This window comes from Alteromonas sp. DY56-G5, from assembly GCF_041414725.1.
In the GTDB taxonomy this organism is placed as follows: domain Bacteria; phylum Pseudomonadota; class Gammaproteobacteria; order Enterobacterales; family Alteromonadaceae; genus Alteromonas; species Alteromonas macleodii.
The window spans coordinates 1-19740 of record NZ_JANHZQ010000062.1; the positions used below are offsets into that span (position 1 = coordinate 1).

General features: G+C 44.4%; 16 protein-coding genes. 10 read left to right on the forward strand and 6 right to left on the reverse strand.

Annotated elements, in window-relative coordinates:
* Positions 1–64: 64 nt before the first annotated feature.
* The 4 genes from NO989_RS19925 to NO989_RS19940 are packed head-to-tail and all read left to right on the forward strand — an operon-like array spanning position 65 to position 2451.
* Entirely contained in the window at positions 65–883 is an 819-nt protein-coding gene (locus NO989_RS19925; protein ID WP_371343070.1) for an acyl-CoA thioester hydrolase/BAAT C-terminal domain-containing protein, read from the forward strand.
* A gap of 26 nt (positions 884–909) precedes the next feature.
* The gene (locus NO989_RS19930; protein ID WP_371343071.1) at positions 910–1278 is read left to right on the forward strand and encodes an MmcQ/YjbR family DNA-binding protein; all 369 of its coding nucleotides are present in this window, start codon (positions 910–912) and stop codon (positions 1276–1278) included.
* A 14-nt stretch (positions 1279–1292) separates the two neighbouring features.
* Positions 1293–1670, forward strand: a complete 378-nt coding sequence (locus NO989_RS19935; protein ID WP_371343072.1) for a DUF3703 domain-containing protein — start codon at positions 1293–1295, stop codon at positions 1668–1670.
* Positions 1660–2451, forward strand: coding sequence for a PhzF family phenazine biosynthesis protein (locus NO989_RS19940; RefSeq protein ID WP_371343073.1), 792 nt, complete (start codon positions 1660–1662; stop codon positions 2449–2451). Before NO989_RS19935 ends, NO989_RS19940 begins: the two co-directional genes overlap by 11 nt.
* Before the next feature lie 157 nt (positions 2452–2608).
* On the opposite strand, the gene ggt is transcribed toward NO989_RS19940, so the two are convergent.
* Positions 2609–4366, reverse strand: coding sequence for a gamma-glutamyltransferase (gene ggt / locus NO989_RS19945; RefSeq protein ID WP_371343074.1), 1758 nt, complete (start codon positions 4364–4366; stop codon positions 2609–2611).
* A gap of 14 nt (positions 4367–4380) precedes the next feature.
* Positions 4381–5145, reverse strand: a complete 765-nt coding sequence (locus tag NO989_RS19950) for an enoyl-CoA hydratase (RefSeq protein ID WP_371343075.1) — start codon at positions 5143–5145, stop codon at positions 4381–4383.
* 111 nt (positions 5146–5256) lie between these two features.
* Between NO989_RS19950 and rrtA the strand changes: the two genes are divergently transcribed.
* A complete protein-coding gene (gene rrtA, locus NO989_RS19955; RefSeq protein ID WP_371343076.1) occupies positions 5257–5841 on the forward strand; it encodes a rhombosortase in 585 nt (194 codons plus the stop codon).
* A gap of 206 nt (positions 5842–6047) precedes the next feature.
* Here the strand turns inward: rrtA and NO989_RS19960 are convergent, their stop codons facing one another.
* Positions 6048–8543: a prolyl oligopeptidase family serine peptidase gene (locus tag NO989_RS19960; RefSeq protein WP_371343077.1), complete on the reverse strand. Its 2496-nt coding sequence runs from the start codon at positions 8541–8543 to the stop codon at positions 6048–6050.
* A gap of 177 nt (positions 8544–8720) precedes the next feature.
* On the opposite strand from NO989_RS19960, the gene NO989_RS19965 reads away from it, so the two are divergent.
* Positions 8721–9275, forward strand: a complete 555-nt coding sequence (locus tag NO989_RS19965; RefSeq protein ID WP_014949715.1) for a glutathione peroxidase — start codon at positions 8721–8723, stop codon at positions 9273–9275.
* Between the two features lie 170 nt (positions 9276–9445).
* On the opposite strand, the gene NO989_RS19970 is transcribed toward NO989_RS19965, so the two are convergent.
* On the reverse strand, positions 9446–10048 hold the full coding sequence (locus tag NO989_RS19970; RefSeq protein ID WP_014949716.1) for an FMN-dependent NADH-azoreductase: 603 nt from the start codon (positions 10046–10048) through the stop codon (positions 9446–9448).
* Between the two features lie 239 nt (positions 10049–10287).
* Between NO989_RS19970 and NO989_RS19975 the strand changes: the two genes are divergently transcribed.
* The gene (locus tag NO989_RS19975) at positions 10288–12753 is read left to right on the forward strand and encodes a CHRD domain-containing protein (protein WP_371343078.1); all 2466 of its coding nucleotides are present in this window, start codon (positions 10288–10290) and stop codon (positions 12751–12753) included.
* Between the two features lie 110 nt (positions 12754–12863).
* Here NO989_RS19975 and NO989_RS19980 read toward each other — a convergent pair whose 3' ends face one another.
* Positions 12864–14105 (reverse strand): cystathionine gamma-synthase family protein, encoded by a 1242-nt coding sequence (locus tag NO989_RS19980; RefSeq protein ID WP_039225530.1) that lies wholly within the window; start codon positions 14103–14105, stop codon positions 12864–12866.
* A 97-nt stretch (positions 14106–14202) separates the two neighbouring features.
* Positions 14203–14838, reverse strand: coding sequence for a 1-acyl-sn-glycerol-3-phosphate acyltransferase (locus NO989_RS19985; RefSeq protein WP_039236099.1), 636 nt, complete (start codon positions 14836–14838; stop codon positions 14203–14205).
* A 241-nt stretch (positions 14839–15079) separates the two neighbouring features.
* Here NO989_RS19985 and NO989_RS19990 point away from each other — a divergent pair, with 241 nt between their 5' ends.
* The 3 genes from NO989_RS19990 to NO989_RS20000 all read left to right on the forward strand — a co-directional run bounded on the left by NO989_RS19990 (position 15080) and on the right by NO989_RS20000 (position 19652).
* On the forward strand, positions 15080–15862 hold the full coding sequence (locus NO989_RS19990; RefSeq protein ID WP_371343079.1) for an NRDE family protein: 783 nt from the start codon (positions 15080–15082) through the stop codon (positions 15860–15862).
* A 147-nt stretch (positions 15863–16009) separates the two neighbouring features.
* On the forward strand, positions 16010–17200 hold the full coding sequence (locus NO989_RS19995) for an amino acid aminotransferase (RefSeq protein ID WP_014949721.1): 1191 nt from the start codon (positions 16010–16012) through the stop codon (positions 17198–17200).
* 286 nt (positions 17201–17486) lie between these two features.
* The gene (locus NO989_RS20000) at positions 17487–19652 is read left to right on the forward strand and encodes a S46 family peptidase (RefSeq protein WP_371343080.1); all 2166 of its coding nucleotides are present in this window, start codon (positions 17487–17489) and stop codon (positions 19650–19652) included.
* Positions 19653–19740: the final 88 nt, after the last annotated feature.

Sequence of the window (19740 nt, forward strand, 5' to 3'; positions counted from 1 at the left end):
TTTTTCGCGTTTTCATATACACTCCAGTTGAGATGATTATCTCTTAACTGGGTGTGTGAATCTATTGAACCACGTCACTTTCTCGTGTGAAGCCTCTACGCGCTCACTAAAAATAGAAGATGATGGTTTTGTTGCTACGTATTACTCTTCAGAGTCACAAGAACGTAAAGTTGGCGTTTTAGTGCTTGGAGGATCCGAGGGAGGCGTGCCAGAAAAGCTCGCTAGTCCAATCGTTGAAGCGGGATTCCCTACCCTAGCTTTAGCTTATTTTAAGGAAGAAGGCTTACCACCAGAGTTAGAGAGAATACCTCTTGAATATGTAATTCAGGCTATGTCGTGGTTAAAATCACAACCCGAAACCACGCCGGACAACATTATTGTAGTTGGCTGGTCGAAAGGCGCTGAACTGTCACTTCTTCTAGCGTCAAAAGAACCAAGTATTTCAAATGTGGTTGCTATTGCGCCTAGCTCTGTTGTTTGGGCAGGTATTTTGAAAGATTGGAGTAAAGTGCCTGGTTCCAGCTGGACTTACGACGGGCAAGACTTAGCGTTTGTTCCTTTCAACCCGTCGGGTGAAGTTAATGGTTTGCTAGATCTCTATACGCAATCTTTAGAAAATCGAGCAGACAACGGTAAAGCTAATATTCCTGTACAGAAAATCAGCGCCGATGTTGTGTTAATGACTGGCGAAAACGATGAAGTTTGGCCCTCGCCTACTATGGCTGAAACAGTTTGTGAAAAAATGAATGCGCGCACTAAACAGAAGTGTAAGCACATAAACTACCAAGAGGCAGACCACTTGCTTAACTACGAGTTCTTAAAAGAGGGTAGCGATATGAACCAAACCTTTATTAAGATGCTTACTAATCACAGTAACCACTAGTCAGCTTCTTCAATAAATAGAATCATATGACCATTGATGAATTCAATCACTATTGCACAGCACTCCCCCACACTACTCACGTCGTTCAGTGGGGAAATTCAGAAGTATGGAAAGTAGGTGGTAAAGTCTTTGCTATAGGGAGCATTAGCAAGGACGGACACCCTGCTTTTACCTTTAAAACATCTGAGCAAAACTATTATTTTCTGGAAGAAAAGCCTGGCTATAGGCCTGCGCCCTATCTCGCTAGTCGTGGAATGAAGTGGATACAACAGTACAATTGCGAGAGTGATGAAGATGAAGCGTTAGAATACTATTTAAGCGCATCTTATAAACTAGTATCGTTAGGGTTAACCAAGAAAATGCAAAAAGAGCTTGGTTTAAATCAACCTCAATAAAAGGTGCTTACACCATGTTGAAAGCAAAAGGCTTTACGCGCAATATTCGCCCTTATGTAGAAGCTGAACTAGCGCTAGCTCATAGAAAGCAAAACCAAAACAGCCAACAGTGTGCTTTTTCACACTTAGAAAATGCCCACGTTCTTGGTCAAGCCTCTACAAGGCTACACGTTAAAGTACACGTTCAAATGCTTTTATGGGCAGTGAAACAAGGCAATATTGGTGAGTTTTTTGGTCAACTTTTCAGAATTGCGGGCGCTGCCACAAAAACTGTTTTTGGGCTAGTACCTCATGGAAATACAGGTGGCGCTAACGTTAGCCCATTTAAGGCAATGCCAATTAAACCAGACTTAAATACGATCATAAAAAAAGCGCGTTCGAATGAAAATTAAAATTAACGTTGTCGATGCATTTACTAATGTAAGGTTTAAGGGCAATCCTGCTGCAGTAGTTATAACGGGTAAATGGCTTAGCGATGAAAAAATGCAAGAAATCGCTGCTGAAAATAACCTTTCAGAAACCGCCTTTTTAGTTGAAGATGATAATGGCGTATTCGCTATACGTTGGTTTTCCCCCATGACGGAAATTGACTTTTGTGGCCACGCAACGCTGGCATCCGCGTTCGTAATCTTTAGCGAAAATTACCAATTACCGCACATTTCTCTATTCGCCAAGTCGGTTGGTACGATGAAAGTCGTTAAGAAAGACGACGGGTTCATTCAAATGGATTTCCCTAATAGGATGCCCCACCCAGTAAACGATGCGCCTGAAGCATTACTACAAGGGCTTTCTATCAAGCCCAAAAGCATTTTAAAAAATAACCAAGCTTACTTTGCTGTTTATTCTAACGAAGACGACGTCTTAAGCGTAATTCAAGACAGCGAACAACTAAAAACACTCGCCCCCTATGATGTGGTAGTGACAGCGCCTGGTACGCAATTTGATTTTGTTTCGCGTTATTTTTGGCCTGCGAACGGCGGTGATGAAGACCCGGTTACCGGTTCAATCCACACTGGGCTAGCGCCATATTGGGCAAAAGTTTTTGGACGATCAAAACTTATGGCTTATCAGGCATCCAAACGAGGCGGCACATTAAAATGTGAGGTGGCAGGCGACCGCGTGCTTATTTCTGGCCAAGCGGTGTCTTACCTTGAAGGTTATATTAATATTTGATGGTTGATTGCCTTACACGAACTAGTCGATAAAAGATAACTCTTCTCTCGAGTGTTACTGCCCGCCTCAAACAAAAAAGCGGAAGATATCTAACCTTCCGCTTTCACTCACTCAACAGCGCATTGCTGCATCTAGTTTTAACTAGGCAAACGCCAAATTAGCGTCCTACTGCAATGCCTTCTCTGCGAGGATCTGCGCCGCCAATTAATTTACCTGATTTAAACTGAATGCCATGAAGACCGCTGTTTAGATCCACTACTTTGACGTTATGGCCGAGTGCCTTTAACGGCTCTTCAAGCTCAGCTATTGGTGTGCCCTTCTCTAACGCCGTATAGTCGTTTCGATTAGTAATTTTAGGAAGATTGATGGCCTGCTGAATATCCAAGCCAAAGTCTAAAACTCCAATTAGGGTTTGAGCGACGTAGCTTACAATTCTAGAGCCGCCCGGCGAGCCTACAACAACTTCTAGGTTCCCTTCTTTGTCGAACACCATTGTAGGGCTCATAGCGCTTCTAGGGCGTTTACCAGGCTCTACGCGATTTGGAACAGGGAAACGGTTTTTAGTCGGCGAAAATGAAAAGTCGGTAAGCTGGTTGTTAAGCAAGAAGCCTTCTACCATAATTCCAGAACCAAACATAAATTCTATACTGGTTGTCATTGATACCGCATTACCCTCTTTGTCTACGATAGAGACGTGTGATGTGTTAGGCAGTTCCATTGACGTACCAAGTGCAACATTCGCATCGGCGTACGGATTACCTGCGCGCTTGCGTCGCCACGCTTTATCAACAGCAATATTTTCAGCCCGGCGCTCAAGATATGCTGTGTTGATCATGGCCGCAAATGGTAGGTTAGTAAAATCGCTATCTGCTATAAACTTCTCGCGATCGGCATACGAAAGCGCACTTGCTTGCGTATACAGGTTAGCAAACTCTACTGAATCCGGTGCGTATTGACTAAGGTTAAAACCTTCTAACATTTTTAGAATCTGATAAACGTTTACGCCACCTGAGCTAGGTGGTGCCATACCGCAAATGCGTTTTTCGTGGTACAGGCCACATACGGGTTCACGTTTTACTGGTTCGTAGCTTGCTAAATCTTCCAACGACATTTGGCCAGGGTTAATCTCCGCATTATTAACCGCTTCCACTATTTTTTCGGCAACTTCGCCTTTCAGTAAATAATCGCTGCCTTTTTCAGCAATACCTCTTAAGGTTTTAGCCAGCTTCTTATTTTTCTTTACCGTGCCTTCTTTTAACGGCAGGCCTGCCGGGAAGAAGTAAGTAGAGCTTGCAGGAAAAGTTTTCAGGCCAGGGTGATAGTCTAATGAAACAAGTTTGGCTAAACGCGGCGATACTTTAAAGCCGTCTTCAGCTGTATTGATTGTATCGTCGAACAGCGTATTCCAAGGCAGCTTGCCGAACTCGCCCTGAGCCATTTCTAGCGCTTTTACTGCACCAGGCACGCCAACTGACTTACCGCCTACTACGGCATCTAACCAGCGCATTGGCTTATTACCTTCAATAAACCAATGAGAATTGACAGCTTTCGGTGCTGTTTCACGGCCGTCAAAGGTGTGAAGAACTTTGTTCTTATTATCCCAATAAAGGATAAATGCACCACCACCAATACCTGACGATTGTGGTTCAACCAGCGAAAGCATCGATTGCACAGCTACCGCTGCATCGATCGCACTTCCGCCCTTTTCTAAAATATTCTTTCCCGCCCAAGACGCATAGGGATTTGCCGCTACAACCATATAATCTTCGGCTTCAAATGCCTTTTTCTCTATGTAGCCTGTTGCCGCTTCTGGTTCTCCGACTTCACGTGTTTGCTTCGCGTTCGCACCAAAAATAAAACAGCTAGATAATGCAAGAGTTACCACTGAAGCTCTGAAAAAAGCACTGCGTCTCAAAATAATATTTCCTCTTATTTAAATTTTTCGGGGTTTATTGGGCGTTTTTTAAGAAACGCATCAAACGCTTCTTGAGCTGCGGTTGTGCCCAACGCTTCTAAAAATATATCAAACTCTTCGTTCATTTGTTGGTTTGTTCGCTCTCCGTCACCTTTTAATAGCGCTTTTGTTTGTTTAAGCGAAAATGAAGGCTTGGCGACGAGTTTCTCTACCGTAGTTTGAACCGTTTGATCTATTTCGTGAGCGTCGACAATTTTTGTCAGAATACCAAATTGATAGGCATCAGCAGAGGTAAAGGGCTCGCCCAGCATTAGCCACTCTGCCGCCTTTATATGACCGGCAACCTTAGGCAAAAGATAACTTGATGCATATTCAGGAACAAGCCCTAAGTTGATGAATGGTAGAACAAATCGGGTATCTGGAGTGGCGTAAACAAAATCGCAATGAAGTAAAAGCGTTGTGCCTATGCCCACTGCTAATCCGTGAACTTGTGCAATAACCGGTAAATTACATGCAGCCAAAGCTCGCATAAAGGCAGCTGTTTCTGGCACCTGAGCGTGATCTTGTTGCTGTGCGAAGTCTCCAATGTCATTTCCTGCAGTAAAACAATCACCCGCGCCTTTAATAACCACCACTTTGGTTGAGCCATCGTTCTTAACACCTAATATGGCATTCGCCATTTCTTGATACATGTCGCGTGTTAACGCATTTTTCTTATCGGTTCGGTTAAGTGTAATAGTTAAGCATTGCTGATTTGTTTCGGTAAAAATGTAAGACATAATTACTCCTTTACTGTCGTCTTTTTGTTTTGGGCGTACTTCAGTTTTCACCCTGTAGGCAATTTCTGTATCATAGCCAGCAAATTCTAAATTCAAAAATAACTAACACTGATGATGTCACTGCCGTTTTCGCTTAAGTATAGCGCTGGTCCTTTATTTATTGCGCTATGCTCCGTTGTCGCGTTTTTCTTCGAGCCTATGTCTGGCAATTATTTGGCTTACGACAGGTACGCCATTCAAGGTCTAGAAACTTGGCGAATAGTCAGCGGCAATATCGTGCATACCAATGGCTACCACCTACTTTTAAATTTAGCAGGTCTGGCGCTATTGTGGGCCCTACACGGTGAACATTATCGCATTGGTTTGTACTTAAAAGTTTTTGTATGGTGCTGCTTAGGAACCAGTGTCGGGCTTTATTTCTTCTCTCCAGATCTAATATGGTACGCGGGGTTGTCTGGCGCATTACACGGTATTTTCGCATGGGGCGCCTGTGTTGATATAAAAGAGAAAATGAAGTCGGGTTGGTTATTGCTTATAGGTCTAGCCATCAAGGTGGGATACGAACAAATTGACGGTAGAAGCGAACAAGTTGCAAACCTGATTGACGCCAAAGTTGCCGTAGACGCCCATTTATTTGGTGCGCTTACGGGTATCGCAATCTTTTTACTTATGTTTATTACGGCGAAAAGAAAATAGAAACTAGAGCGATATAGCGTCACTCTTTTTGCGCATTTTGATTTGTTAAAACAGATTAACGTGCTGAAGCAAAAAAAGAAGATTTAAAGAAAGGCCCGAATTCATTGAATTTGGGCCTTTTTTGTAAGCTTTTTCCGTCCTTAATAGCTACCGCGCTGTGAGCAACTCAGTGGCTCTTAATCACTGGGTTGCACTCGCAGTTTTGCCTATAAGTTTTCTTCGAATAGCTTGTATATACGACGGTATTCATCAAGCCAAGAGCTTGGCTGCACAAAGCCATGTGGCTCTACCGGATAAATGGCCGTTTCAAAATCTTCTTTCTCAAGCTCGATAAGGCGCTGTACCAATCGCACGGTGTCGTGGAAAAACACGTTGTCATCAACCATTGGCGCATTGATAAGCAAAGGCTTTTCTAGTCCATCGGCAAAATAAATCGGCGAGCTACGCTCAAAAGCGATGGGATCGATATCAGGCGTATTCAGTATGTTTGCCGTATATGGCGTGTTGTAATGGGCCCAATCGGTTACCGGACGAAGTGCTGCACCTGCCGCAAACAGATCTGGCGCGGTAAACATAGACATAAAGGTTAAGAAGCCGCCGTATGAACCGCCGTATGTGCCAATACGCTCACGATCTACATTTGCATTTTCAACAAGCCAGTTAACACCATCACGCAAATCTTGCACTTCAGGCGTACCCATTTGACGATAAATAGCGGTTCGCCAATCACGTCCGTAGCCAGCACTAGCGCGATAGTCCATATCTAGTACGACATAGCCTTGCTGCACGAGCATGCTATGGAACATGTATTCTCGGAAGTAACCAGACCACCCCATGTGGGCGTTTTGCAAGTAGCCTGCACCGTGATTAAACACTACCGCTTTATTTGGTGCCGACTTGTCGTAATTTTCCGGTAAATATACTCGTGCGTAAATAGGTGCATCGGTATGCGACGATTCAATAGCAACGATGTTAGGAACCGCCCATGGAAGTGCATTAAAATCAGCACTGGTGCTTTGCGTGATTTGCTTTGCCGCTGTTGTTTCGTTTGCTGGCTTAACGTAAAGCTCTTGTGGCTGATTCACCTTGCTATGGCTTAGCAACAAATTTTTACCATCAGGGCTAAGTGAATAGTCTGTCATACCATTCAAATCAGTCATGGTATCGATGGTATTATCACTTAAATCTGCACGATAAACTTCGTAAAGCCCCGGGTGCTCCATATTAGCTTTAAAGTAGATATAATTGTCATCGTTAGAAAGCGTTAAGTCGTCAACAATAAAACGGCCGCTGGTTAGCGCGACAGGTTTCTCGCCAGGCTTTTGAACGTATAAGTGAGAGTAACCAGTATGCTCAGACTGATAGTAAAGTGTTTCGCTGTCATTTAGCCAATCAAATGCGTTGAAACGGTAGTTTACCCACGCATCGTCATGAAGCCTATGTTGGTTTTCTAGCGTTTTATTCGCTAAGTCGACCGTTGCAATCCAGCGGTCTTTGTTGTCCCACGCTTCTAGCATAACGGCAACAGCGTTACCGTTTTTGTGCCAGCGAATCGAAGGCTTAGTCCAATACCAGCTTTGCAGTAAGGTAATGTCGCGCGGCAAACGATTAACTTCATAGGTCTCGCCATTGGCTTTCGCGTTTTCTTCTTTTACATCTGCAAGTACGTCGTCATTGTATCCAGGCAAATTAAAGTATTTAAGTTCACTCTTCTCGCCTGTTTTCAAATTAAGCAGCCACAGTTCATGATTTACCGATTGTGCATCTGCAACACGTTGGCGTACGGGTTTTGCGGCAATACGGCTGTCTTCTTGGATATAATGCGGCATGATGTCGCTGTCATCACGAGTCGGCTTACTTTCCGTGGTGGCGACTACCGCGAAGTTACCCGCAGGTGATACGCTAATACCCGCTAGTCGATGCGACTTATCAAAGTAAAAAGGCGTAGGTGCTACACTGCTGTTTTCTTTGGCCAACGCTTTATGCGCGTCGTCTTTTTCTTGCCTGTTTTTGCGCTGTAGTTTGATGTATTCCACCAGCGACTGCTGCTGCTCGGCAATATAATCTTTAGGCGGCTCAACCGCTTTAGGCTCGTCGCTAAACTCCCAGCTCAATAATTCTTCGCGGGTGCCGTTAGATAGGTCTATAGCAATAAATTTGTTACCGCTTAACGCCATTAAGCGGCCATCAGTCATAAATGAAAGCGTTGACAGCGCATTCCCGCCACGCGCGATACGCACGGTTTCACCGTTGGTAAATTGCACATAAACACTGTCTTCAAATGAATAAGCAATTACACCATCATTTCTTACTACACGTTCGTCAAAACGATACTTGTGCAAATCTGACAACGGTGCTTTTACGGCATTTGCAGGGTTTGAGAGTTCAGCAACATAAACATCTGTTAACGCGCTATTCTGTCTTTCTTTTTCAAAAACAATTTTATCGCCATTGACCGACCACCCCATACCTTCGGGTAGCGCGCCCATCCATTGAGGGTCTGACATTATTTGCTTTAAAGTAATTTCACCATTTTTCGCGCTGTTCTGAGGCGCGACATCGGGTGTAACTGTTTGCTGGACAGTGGCAGCAGGAAGCGATGTAGACGCTGTTTGGCTAGATGGTTCGTTAGTCGTGCTTGCACATCCGCCCAACGCAAAAGTAACGCTAGCCGCGATGAGTAAAGAAGAGTATTTTTTCATTATTTTAAGTCGTTGTTATGTAAAAAACGTTAACATTATACGCAGAGCAGTTACTAATGCGCTAACGTTCATCGATTGAGATAGTGAACCAAACGTAAACCATCTGCGTTTATGGTTGTGAAACTGGTCTGTCGGCCTGAACAAAATAACAAAAATTCACTGATGAGGTAAAACACTATGAAAGCGAAAGGTTTTGTACCTGCGTTGCTTGCGCTCAGCTTTTTCACGACTCCTAGCTTTGCGAGCGAGTGCCCCAGCGTACTAAAGTTCATGAAGCGTAAGCTCAACTCACAAGAAACGGTGAATTTGTGTAACGAATATGCCGGAAAGACCCTTTTAGTGGTTAACACAGCCAGCTATTGCGGCTACACGCCACAATTTGAAGGTTTAGAAGCCCTTTATAGTGACTACAAAGACAAAGATTTTGTAGTACTTGGCTTCCCGTCGCACGATTTTAACCAAGAAGATAATGATGAAGGCAAAACGGCAGAACTGTGTGAATTGACTTATGGCGTAAAGTTTCCGATGTTTGAACCAATATCGGTAAAAGGTGAAGACGCCGATCCTATGTATAGAATGCTAAAAACCGCCACCGGCAAAGCGCCATCATGGAACTTTAATAAGTACCTTATTGACAGCTCCGGTAAGCAAATAACCCACTACCCTAGTTCAACAAAGCCTACTGATCCGGCTTTTATCGCTGACATAGAGGCACTCCTCAAAAGCGAATAAAACCGCGAATATCAACGCTGCTTATAGGTCACACCAAACTAGAATCTAAAAGCTGCGCATAAAAAAGCCCCGCGTAACACGCGGGGCAATCAAGCACACTCAACTTGGAACACACTTTTAGCTGAAAACATACTTCCTACGTTTTAGCTAACTGCATTAATTTAGTGTGTTTAGTTGTTGGTTAGTTCAATAATTTTTTCGCTTGCTTCAGAAAAAGCCTTGTTTGCTTGCTCTTCGCCCATGTTAAGTCCTTCAGCGTAAACGAATTTAACGTCACTGATACCAACAAAATTTAAAAAGTGTTTTAAATACGGCGTTTGCGTATCAAAGTCTGAACCTGCATACACACCACCACGCGCGGCAAAAACAGTCGCTGATTTATTTTCTAGCAATCCGACAGGACCTGTCTCGGTATACTTAAATGTTATACCAGCTCTTGCAATACGGTCGAAGTAAGCTTTTAAGCTCGATGGGATGCCAAAGTTGTACATTGGCACGGCTAGCACAATTTCGTCAGCCGCTTTTACTGCTTCAACAATGTCATCAGAGACTTTTGCCAATGCCTGTTGTGATTCATTTCGCTCAGACGCCTCAGTCATCCACGCTTGCATTTCTTCACCTGTTAAATGAGGCAGTGCCAGAGAGGCAACATCCACGCGGTTAATGTGCACAGAACCGTCATTCTCAATTTTTGAAAGGTACTCGTTTGCAAGCTTTGAAGAATTACCTTGGTTGCCATTTAGGCTGGAAAATATAGCCAGTACTTTTTTCATGCCGAACTCCAATATTCGTTGTTTCGATAATATATGGCTATATTACGGCAATCGGGTGGGATGAAAATATCAAAAACATGAAGGCTTCGTTCTATTTTGTAGAACAGACTGCCAAGGAAAAGAATAAATGTGAAATTATTGAAAACATTACATTACGTTAATGTTGCAAGGAGGTTGATCTTCTCTTATTTGCTCAGCGTAACCGAGTTTGCCACAACACAATTAAGAGGATACAAAATATGAGAAGGACCAAAGCGCTCCTTGCATGTTCAATATTACCACTGTTTTTAATTGGCTGCTCGGATGACGACGACGATGTCGTACAAGAGCCCACACCCGCCCCAGAATACGCAAACGTTCGAGTTGTTCACGCAGCATCAGACGCACCAATGGTAAACATCACTGCTAACGACGCCATACTCAACGATCTTGAAAGCGTTGATTACCAAGTTGCTTCATCTCGCTTCGAAGTCGAGACAGGCATGTACGATATTGGTGTTACAGGCATTCTTCCAGGTGAAAACGCTGAAGTGCTGCAAGCTGACGTTACTTTAGAAGCTGACATGAACTACGATATTTTTGCCGTAGGTAATGTTGGCGATGAGTCGTTATCGCTTTTAACAGTGACCAGTATAGAAACCGCAGTTGACGCAGGTAATGCTCAAGTACAGATTGTACATGCAGCATCAATGGCTCCTATGGTTGATATTTATGTTACGGCACCAGATACAGATATCACTGCCGAGCAGCCGCTTGTTACTGCTGAATTTACTGACGCGACAGATTTGATTCAAGTACCTGCGGGCGATTATCAAATTCGTATTACACCGGCCGGTGAGACAACAGTTGTATACGACTCTGGTACGGTAAACCTTGCAGACGGTGCCGATTTGCTTATCGCTGCTACTAATAACGTAGGTACCGGCGATTCACCAGTAACATTACTGGCCGCGGACGGTGATGAAAGCTTCAAAATTTGGGATGCAGAAGCAGGTGCTGCTATCCGCGTTGTGCACGGTATCAGCGACGCACCAGCGGTTGATGTTGTAGCAAATAACGAAATAGTATTGGTGGACAGAATACAGTTCCCGCGCACCACAGACTATTTGTCTGTTGCAGCCGGTGACTATCTCATTGACGTTGTAGCCGATAGCGACAACAGTGTTGTGGCAATTGACGATGCTGAGTTGACGTTAGAAGTAGGTATGTCTTATACCGCTATCGCAAACAACGTTTTGGCTGCACCAGAACTTGATGTGCTTGTTGATATGCCCCGCTCCGTAGCGACAGAAGCGAAAGTGCGTATTGTACATGCTTCACCTTCAGCAGGTAACGTCGATATTTACGTAACTGCAGACGGCGAAATTGATGCTGTCGACCCAGCATTTGCTGATATAGCATATGAAACAGGTGACTTGGTTGAAACTGGTTATGTAAGTCTTGCTGAAGGTGATTATGTGGTCACTGTTACACCAACAGGTACCAAAACAGTAGCGATAGAAACCGGCGTTTTAACGCTTGAGAATGGTGAGATTTACACTGCTATCGCACTAGATGGCGCGATGGAAGGCGATTTGCCTCAACTCGCACTTCTTGATGGCCTTGCACCACCTCCACCGGCTTTTAATGCTGACATGACTTACAATGTAAACTTAAGTGGGTCACAAGAAGTGCCTGCCGTAACTACTATGTCTATGGCAACTGCAGTGGTCGAAATTGACGAAGACTTACCGGCGTTTAGCGTAAGTGTTGACGTATCAGGCTTAACGGATGTTACTGGTGTACACGTACACGATGGCGGCATTGGTATGAATGGGTCGGTTGCTTTCCCACTGACAGATGCTGGTAATGGAACTTATGTTCTCGCTGAAACTAATATTTCACCTAGCAATTTAGACGCGCTAACTAGCGGTGAGTGGTATTTAAATGTTCACACTACCGCTAACCCTAATGGCGAAGTGCGTGGTCAGATTGTTCCCGATACAACTGCGGTAGTAACATTCTCACTAAGCGGCAGCCAAGAGGTACCAGCAGTTGACACCATGGCAATGGGGTCTGGCTATGCGCTCTTCGACACCACAAACAACAACGTTTCTCTTGTGGCGGTAACCACTATTGAAAATGCGACTATGGCGCACATTCATACTGGGTTTGCTGGTGAAAATGGTGACGTACTTGTAGGACTTGTGGAAAGTGAAAGCACCGCTGGCGTTTGGATGACAGACGGAAGCATAGCACTAGATGAAGCCACAGCTACGCAACTACTGGCAGGTGGTCATTATGTGAATGTGCATACAGCAGCTAATACTGGTGGTGAAATTCGCGGCCAAATCACACCTGATAATATTGAAGTGTACGGCATCATTGCCAACGGCCTACAAGAAGTGCCTGCAGTAACTACAACAGCAAGCGGCGCTGGTGCATTTACTTTGAATACATCTACAGGTGCACTGTCAGGCAGCGTTACCATTACCGGTATGACAGCAAACATGGCTCACATTCACGAGGGTGAAATGGGCGTAAATGGAGATGTTCTAATTGGACTTACTGCTGGTACCAGCGGTATGTGGTCTGTGCCAGCTAATACTACGTTAACTGCTGAGCAAATGAATGTTATGGCAGACGGAGGTCTTTACACTAACTTCCACTCAGATGCATTCCCAAGCGGTGAAATTCGTGGACAAATTACGCTAGGTTTTGACTAGTCAAAAATAGCTAAACCCATTGTGTTTCAATTATATTGAGACCCAATTAATCTAAAATAAAAAAAGGGGCAAACGCCCCTTTTTTGTGTTTCTCGACAAGAAAATTTTATCTATATGGTATTTAGCGCCGTGTCGAAATCTGCAATCAGATCCTGAGTGTCTTCAATACCTACCGAAATACGCAGCATGGTATCGGAAATACCCATTAACTCACGCTCTTCTGCCGTGTTCTCAAAATAAATAGTAGGCGCAACTGGAAGCGCTAAGGTGCGATTATCCCCTAAGTGCGTGGCGCAAATAACTAACTTCATTTCGTTTAAAAACGCCACTGGATCAGCACCGTCGATAAGGTCAAAACTCAAAATTGCGCCATAGCCGTCGTTTAGGTATTCCCGTGCCATGAAATGCTGAGGGTGGTCGGCAAGACCTGGATAAAAGACTTTAGATACCTTGGGATGATTATCTAGGAACGTCGCCAACTGCATAGCATTATGCTGACTTCGTGATAAACGTAAATCTAAGGTTTCCATGCCTAGGGCAATGGCCGTCGCTGATTGCGGTGCCAATGTAGCGCCTAAATCGCGTAAACCTTTCTTTTTAATTTGCGTAATGCCCCACTGTGCAGTATCTGCAACCTGATAAGCCGGTTTTAGGTTACTAAACTTACTCCAATCATAGTTACCCGTATCAATGACAGCACCACCTAAAACGTTACCGTGACCTGCAATGTATTTTGTCAGCGAGCAAAACACTAACGACGCTTTAACATCTTTAGCATAAAAAACAGGGGGTGGCGTCATGGTGTTATCAACCATAAACAGCATGTGCTTCTCTTCGCAGAATTGTCCGATGGCGTGAAGGTCGGCCACCTGTGTCACAGGGTTAGCTACGGTTTCGGTGTAAACGCCTTTTGTGTTTGGCTGGTAAGCTTCTTTGACTTGCTGAATGTCGGTCACATCTGTGTAGGTAACCTGCACACCAAAATCTTTAATGGTTTCAAAAAAGCTTCGCGTATTACCAAATAGGTATTGGCTTACAATTAAATGGTCGCCGGCTTTGAGTAAAGCAAATAACGAGCTGCTTATCGCCGCCATTCCGGTTGAGTAACACAAGGTACCTACACCGCCTTCCAGATCATTAAGCATATTTTGCAGTGCCGCCACAGAAGGTGACGATGAACGAGAATAAACATGAGCAGCTCGTTTACCTTGAAACGCATCGATGATGCCCTGCGCATCTTTAAACTCGAAAAGAACTGAATTAGACGTGCTGCTGTGAACACCACCATGTTCAGGCGTATTTAGCATGCGATCAGAATGAACCTGACGGGTTGTGAATCCCAATTTTGTCACGGGTGAAGCTCCGAAAATAGATGTTTGCGACCGAGCCGAGTGCGCACCAGTACTCTGAGTTGATACGGTTGCGTACTTACCACTTCAATAGAAATGATTATGGCTTTGTAATGCAGTTTTTAGGATATTTTGCGCAAACATTATCATAAAACGTATAAATAGTTTGCATTTGTTCATCTATGTTAGTCACTTTCTGAATAATTGGCCCCAACACAATCATTTTTCTGGCGTAGTCCAACCCAATGACTTGTATAGGAATTTCGGCTTCTCGTGCAATGTGCATAAAGCCTGTTTTCCATGGATAAATGGGGCTTCGTGTACCCTCTGGCGCTAACGCGAGTATTAATTGATCGGCTTCCTTTATCTTATTTGCAATAGACGTGACCACCCCATGCGCTTTACTTCTCTCTATAGGAATGCCGCCTAGCCTTTTAACAATAGCGCCCAAAGGGGGCGCAAAGATGGTGTGCTTTCCGAAAAAATTAATGTTTAGCTTAAAGGAAAAAACCACGAACAAGCCAATAAAGAAGTCCCAGTTCGATGTATGCGGTGCTACCGCTAAAATGGCTTTTTTCTGATTGATTAGTTCGCCTTCTACACGCCAGCCCCTTTTTGTCAGCACCCAAGCTGCGAACGACGACAACCAGTTGGGCCACTTGCGAGGGACATGCTCTCCAACGTTGACACTATTGGCCCGTTGAGAGTGGGTTTGAGGGTGTGAGGTTTCTGTCATTATTATTATGCTCTGCTTACTACACTTAGGTTATCTATTTGCTAATTTATTTTCTGAGGCTTCGAAGTGGAATGCCGTAACGAAAAGCGCTTTACTTTCCATATTGTACCCGCATATTAATTAGCAGAGTAAAACGTTGGAGTGTGCGCAATTTGGCGAAGAGTAATCAAAATGGGTTTGTAACGCAATTGTTAACAATGCAGCGTTTTGAATTCTTAGAGAATATGGGCTTAATATAGCTATGTGTATTTTATTTATCGCAAACAATATGCGGGATGATTACCGGCTTATCATTGCTGCGAATCGGGATGAGTTTTACGCACGACCAACCGCACCGTCTTCATTCTGGAAAAGCCACCCGCATTTGCTCGCCGGACAAGACTTAGAAGCTAATGGAACCTGGATGGGTGTTACGCGTAACGGATATGTGGCGGCGCTTACTAATGTAAGGGATCCACACAACATCAATAAAAATGCGGTATCGCGAGGTGAATTAGTCGCCAACTGGCTGAAGCACGACTCAGTCGAAATGAAGCCTGTTGCACAATCACAATACTTGGCAACGCTAGAAAAAACGCGCCACCGATACAACGGCTACAACCTGTTATTCGGAGATATAAATTCGCTTAAGGTTTACAACAACGTAAACAATTCGACCCACATTATCGACACTGGTGTCTACGGTTTGTCTAACGCGGATATTGCCACACCTTGGCCAAAAGTCACGCAGGGCGTTACCGCATTGAACAATTATGTCACCAAACAAGACATCATTAATGATGAAGACTTATTTGATATTTTACGTTACGACAATAAAGCCGACGATGCCTTGTTACCCGACACGGGCGTAGGCTATGAGTGGGAAAAGGCGCTGTCTTCCATTTTTATTCAATCCGAAAAATACGGAACGCGTACCTCTACACTGCTATTAGTAGATAAAAACAATACGCTGACCTGGAAAGAACGACGTTTTTCAGACAAAGGCGAAGCACAAGAAACCCGCGCTTTTTCTTTTTCAATTTAGGGTGTTTTTGAAATGAAACTTTCGTTTACGTTTTCTTTCCTCGACTAATTGAAATATTTTCAACCTTTAGGGGTCGTTTTTTCTACCATCGGTGGCATAATGCCAGCCTGCTATCTTTTGCATACCAACGTAACGTGAGGACATATCGTGTTTGAAGTATTACCCCATCTCGCCCCAGATCCAATTCTTGGCCTGTCAGCTGCTTTTCGTGAAGACACCAACCCAAACAAAATCGATTTAGGTGTTGGCGTATATAAAGATGAGCAAGGTAATACCCCTATTCTTTCAAGTGTCGCAAAAGCGCAAAAAGTGCTTTTAGATACCGAAACTAGCAAAACCTACATCACGCCTCAGGGCAACCAAGGTTTTATCGACGGTATGTTGTCTTTGCTATTAGGTAAGACTAGCCCCGTTCTATTAGCAGACCGCGTTGCAGCGGTTCAAGCTCCAGGTGGTTGCGGTGCATTGCGTATTCTTTCAGAACTACTTGCCCGTTGTAACGACAACGCTAAAGTATGGGTAAGCGACCCAACATGGGCGAACCACATTCCACTTATCGGCTCTGCGGGTCTTAAAATCGAAACCTACCCGTACTTCGATAAAGCGTCAGCAAGCATTCGCTTTGACGCTATGATGGAAACCCTTCGCAAAACTGAAAAAGGCGATATCGTTCTTCTACACGGTTGCTGTCACAACCCTACAGGTGCTGATCTTACTAATGCACAATGGGATGAAGTACTAGAAGTAGCGAAAGAGCGAGAATTCCTGCCTTTCATTGATGTGGCTTACTTGGGTTTTGGTGAAGGCTTAGAAGAAGACGCGTACGGCATGCGTTTGTTGGTAGAAAACCTACCAGAGGTTATTGTTGCAGCTTCTTGCTCTAAGAACTTTGGCCTTTATCGCGAACGTGTTGGTTTGGCTGCCATTATTACTGAAGATTCAGCAACCCGTAAAATTGCTCAGGGTCAAATTCAGTCAATCGCACGTGGCATCTACTCTATGCCACCAAGCTACGGCGGCGCGTTGGTAGACATCATCCTAGCTGACGAAGCACTTAACAACGAGTGGGTATCTGAAGTGAACGAAATGCGCGATCGCATGAAATCACTCCGTGCAATGCTAGTTCAAAACCTTCACGATAATGGCTCGCCTAAAGACTTTAGCTTCGTAAACGACCAAAAAGGTATGTTCTCATTCTTGTGTATCACTCCAGAGCAAGTGCGCGAAGTGCGTGAAAAGCACAGTGTGTATTTTGTTGATTCTAGCCGCGTGAACATTGCGGGCATCAACCAAGAAAACGTAGAAACACTAGCTAAAGCATTGGTATCAGTGCTTTAAGTACAAACTATTGATTCTTAAGATTCGAAAGGCAGGGTTCACACCCTGCCTTTTTTATTACCATCAAATTACCCGTCTTCCTATTTCTGCGATGAACGCCCCAACTACGCTGTCAGTAGCGGTTAGTCACACTTTTTAACAAATTCACGCGGTGCGCTATACGCCTTTTAGTAGGGCAAGCCGGATATAATCGTTACACTGTAACAATGTTGACGTACACGTTAACTTGGTATTTATTACGACTGACTTATAACAATAAGATTAACGACAAGAACAAGGATCACCCATGTCTAAAGTAAGTGTATTTTGTCTTTCTGCCGCGCTACTTGGCAGTGCAATGCAAGTAAATGCTAAGGAAGGCATGTTCACGCCAGAACAACTCCCTTCAATTGCCGGCGATTTAAAAGAAACAGGCTTAGCAATCCCTGCTAGTAGTATTAACGACCTAACCGCGTTTCCAATGGGCGCGATTGTTTCATTAGGTGGCTGTTCAGCATCGTTTGTCTCTGACAAAGGCTTGGCGGTTACTAATCACCACTGTGCGCGCGGCTCTGTTCAATATAACAGCACCCCAGAAAACAACTATTTAAAAGATGGTTTCCTAGCAAAAGAAATTGGTGAAGAACTGCCGGCCGCGCCGGGTACACGCATGTTCGTTACGGTCGATTTTTCTGATGTAACCGACAACGTCATTGGCGGTATCAGCGATGACGTTCAAGGACGCGAGCGCTACGACCTCATTGAAGCGAACCGCAAAGCATTAATTGCAGAATGTGAGTCTGAAGCGGGCTTCCGCTGCTCTGTGCCTTCGTTTTTCCAAGGCCTTGAGTATAAGCTAATTAAGCAAATGGAAATTCGTGACGTGCGTATTGCCTACGCGCCTGCTGATTCAATTGGTAAATACGGTGGTGATGTAGATAACTGGATGTGGCCTCGTCACACGGGCGACTTCTCTTTCTACCGAGCTTATGTGGGTAAAGACGGTAAACCCGCTGATTACAGTGAAGAGAACGTGCCGTTTAAACCTGCCCATTTCTTAAAAGTTTCGGCAGCTGGGCTTGAAGACGGCGACTTTGTTATGGCAGTAGGCTACCCTGGCTCTACTAATCGCTATGCACGTTTATCACAAGTGTCGTACACGTTTGATTGGTTATATCCCACTTACCTTGAACTGGTAGACGCGTGGATCAAGACTATTGAAAGTGCATCTGAAGAAGGCAGCGATGCGCGTATCAAATACGAAGCATTGTTAGCGGGTCTTAACAACTTCCACAAAAATACGTTGGGCCAGCTTTCAGGCGCTAAACGCGTTGGACTTGTTCCACGTCGCGCTGAGCGTGAAGAGCAACTAGCTGCATGGCTTGATAAAAACGGTAAGAGTGAAATGAAGCAAGCACTAGCCGATCTTGATGCGGTTAGTGCTGAACAAATGCAAATGAACAAGCAAAACTTCTGGTACAACAACCTAAGTCGTGCACAACTCTTGTCGTCAGCTCAAACCCTTTATCGCAATGCCATCGAAAAAGAAAAGCCGGACGCAGAACGTGAATCTGGATTTCAGGAGCGCGATCAAATTCGCCTGAAAGAAGGCGTAGAGCGCATTGAGCGTCGCTTTGATCCGGCCGTTGATCAGGCCGTTTGGCAAAAAATGATTAGTATGTACCTTGAACAGCCTGAAGAAAACCGAGTAGCCGCGTTCGATAAAGCAGTAGGCATTGATAGTGATACTGACGGAAAAACACTTCAGAAGAAGTTAAAGGCGTTTTACGACAAGACTTCATTGACTAACACTGAAGAACGTTTGAAATGGTTAACTGCAAGCCGCGCTGATTTCGAAAATAGCAACGACCCGTTCATTAAACTTGCGGTTGCCCTGTTCGATACCGAGATGGCTATTGAAGATAAGAGCAAAACGCTAAGCGGTAAAGCTGCAGCGCTTCGCCCTAAATACATGAGTGCCATTATTGAGTGGCAAAAATCTTTGGGCAGCCTTGCTTATCCAGATGCAAACAGTACGCTGCGCGTCACTTACGGTAACGTAATGGGCGGCTCGCCAAAAGACGGTCTGATTTACGAGCCGTTCACTCGTCTTGAAGGTATTACTGAGAAAGACACAGGCGAGACACCATTCGACTCACCTAAAAAACAGCTTACGCTTATTGAGGACAAGAAATACGGACCTTACAAGCTAGAAGCTATTAACAGCGTGCCGGTAAACTTCCTGACGGATTTAGATTCAACAGGCGGTAATTCAGGCTCAGCAACGCTTAACGCAAAAGCAGAGCTAATTGGTTTGTTATTTGACGGTACGTTCGAGAGTGTAAATTCTGATTGGGATTTTGACCCGAAAACAACCCGTACCATCCATGTAGATAGCCGCTACATGTTATGGGTAATGGAATACGTTGACGGTGCAACAAACCTCATCGAAGAGATGACCATCGTTAAATAACCACCAAATAATGGGGTCAGAGTCTGAGGGATCCCCACGAATTTAATTCCATGTGCTTCCGGCCCATGCACTGTCTACTATGGAGCTG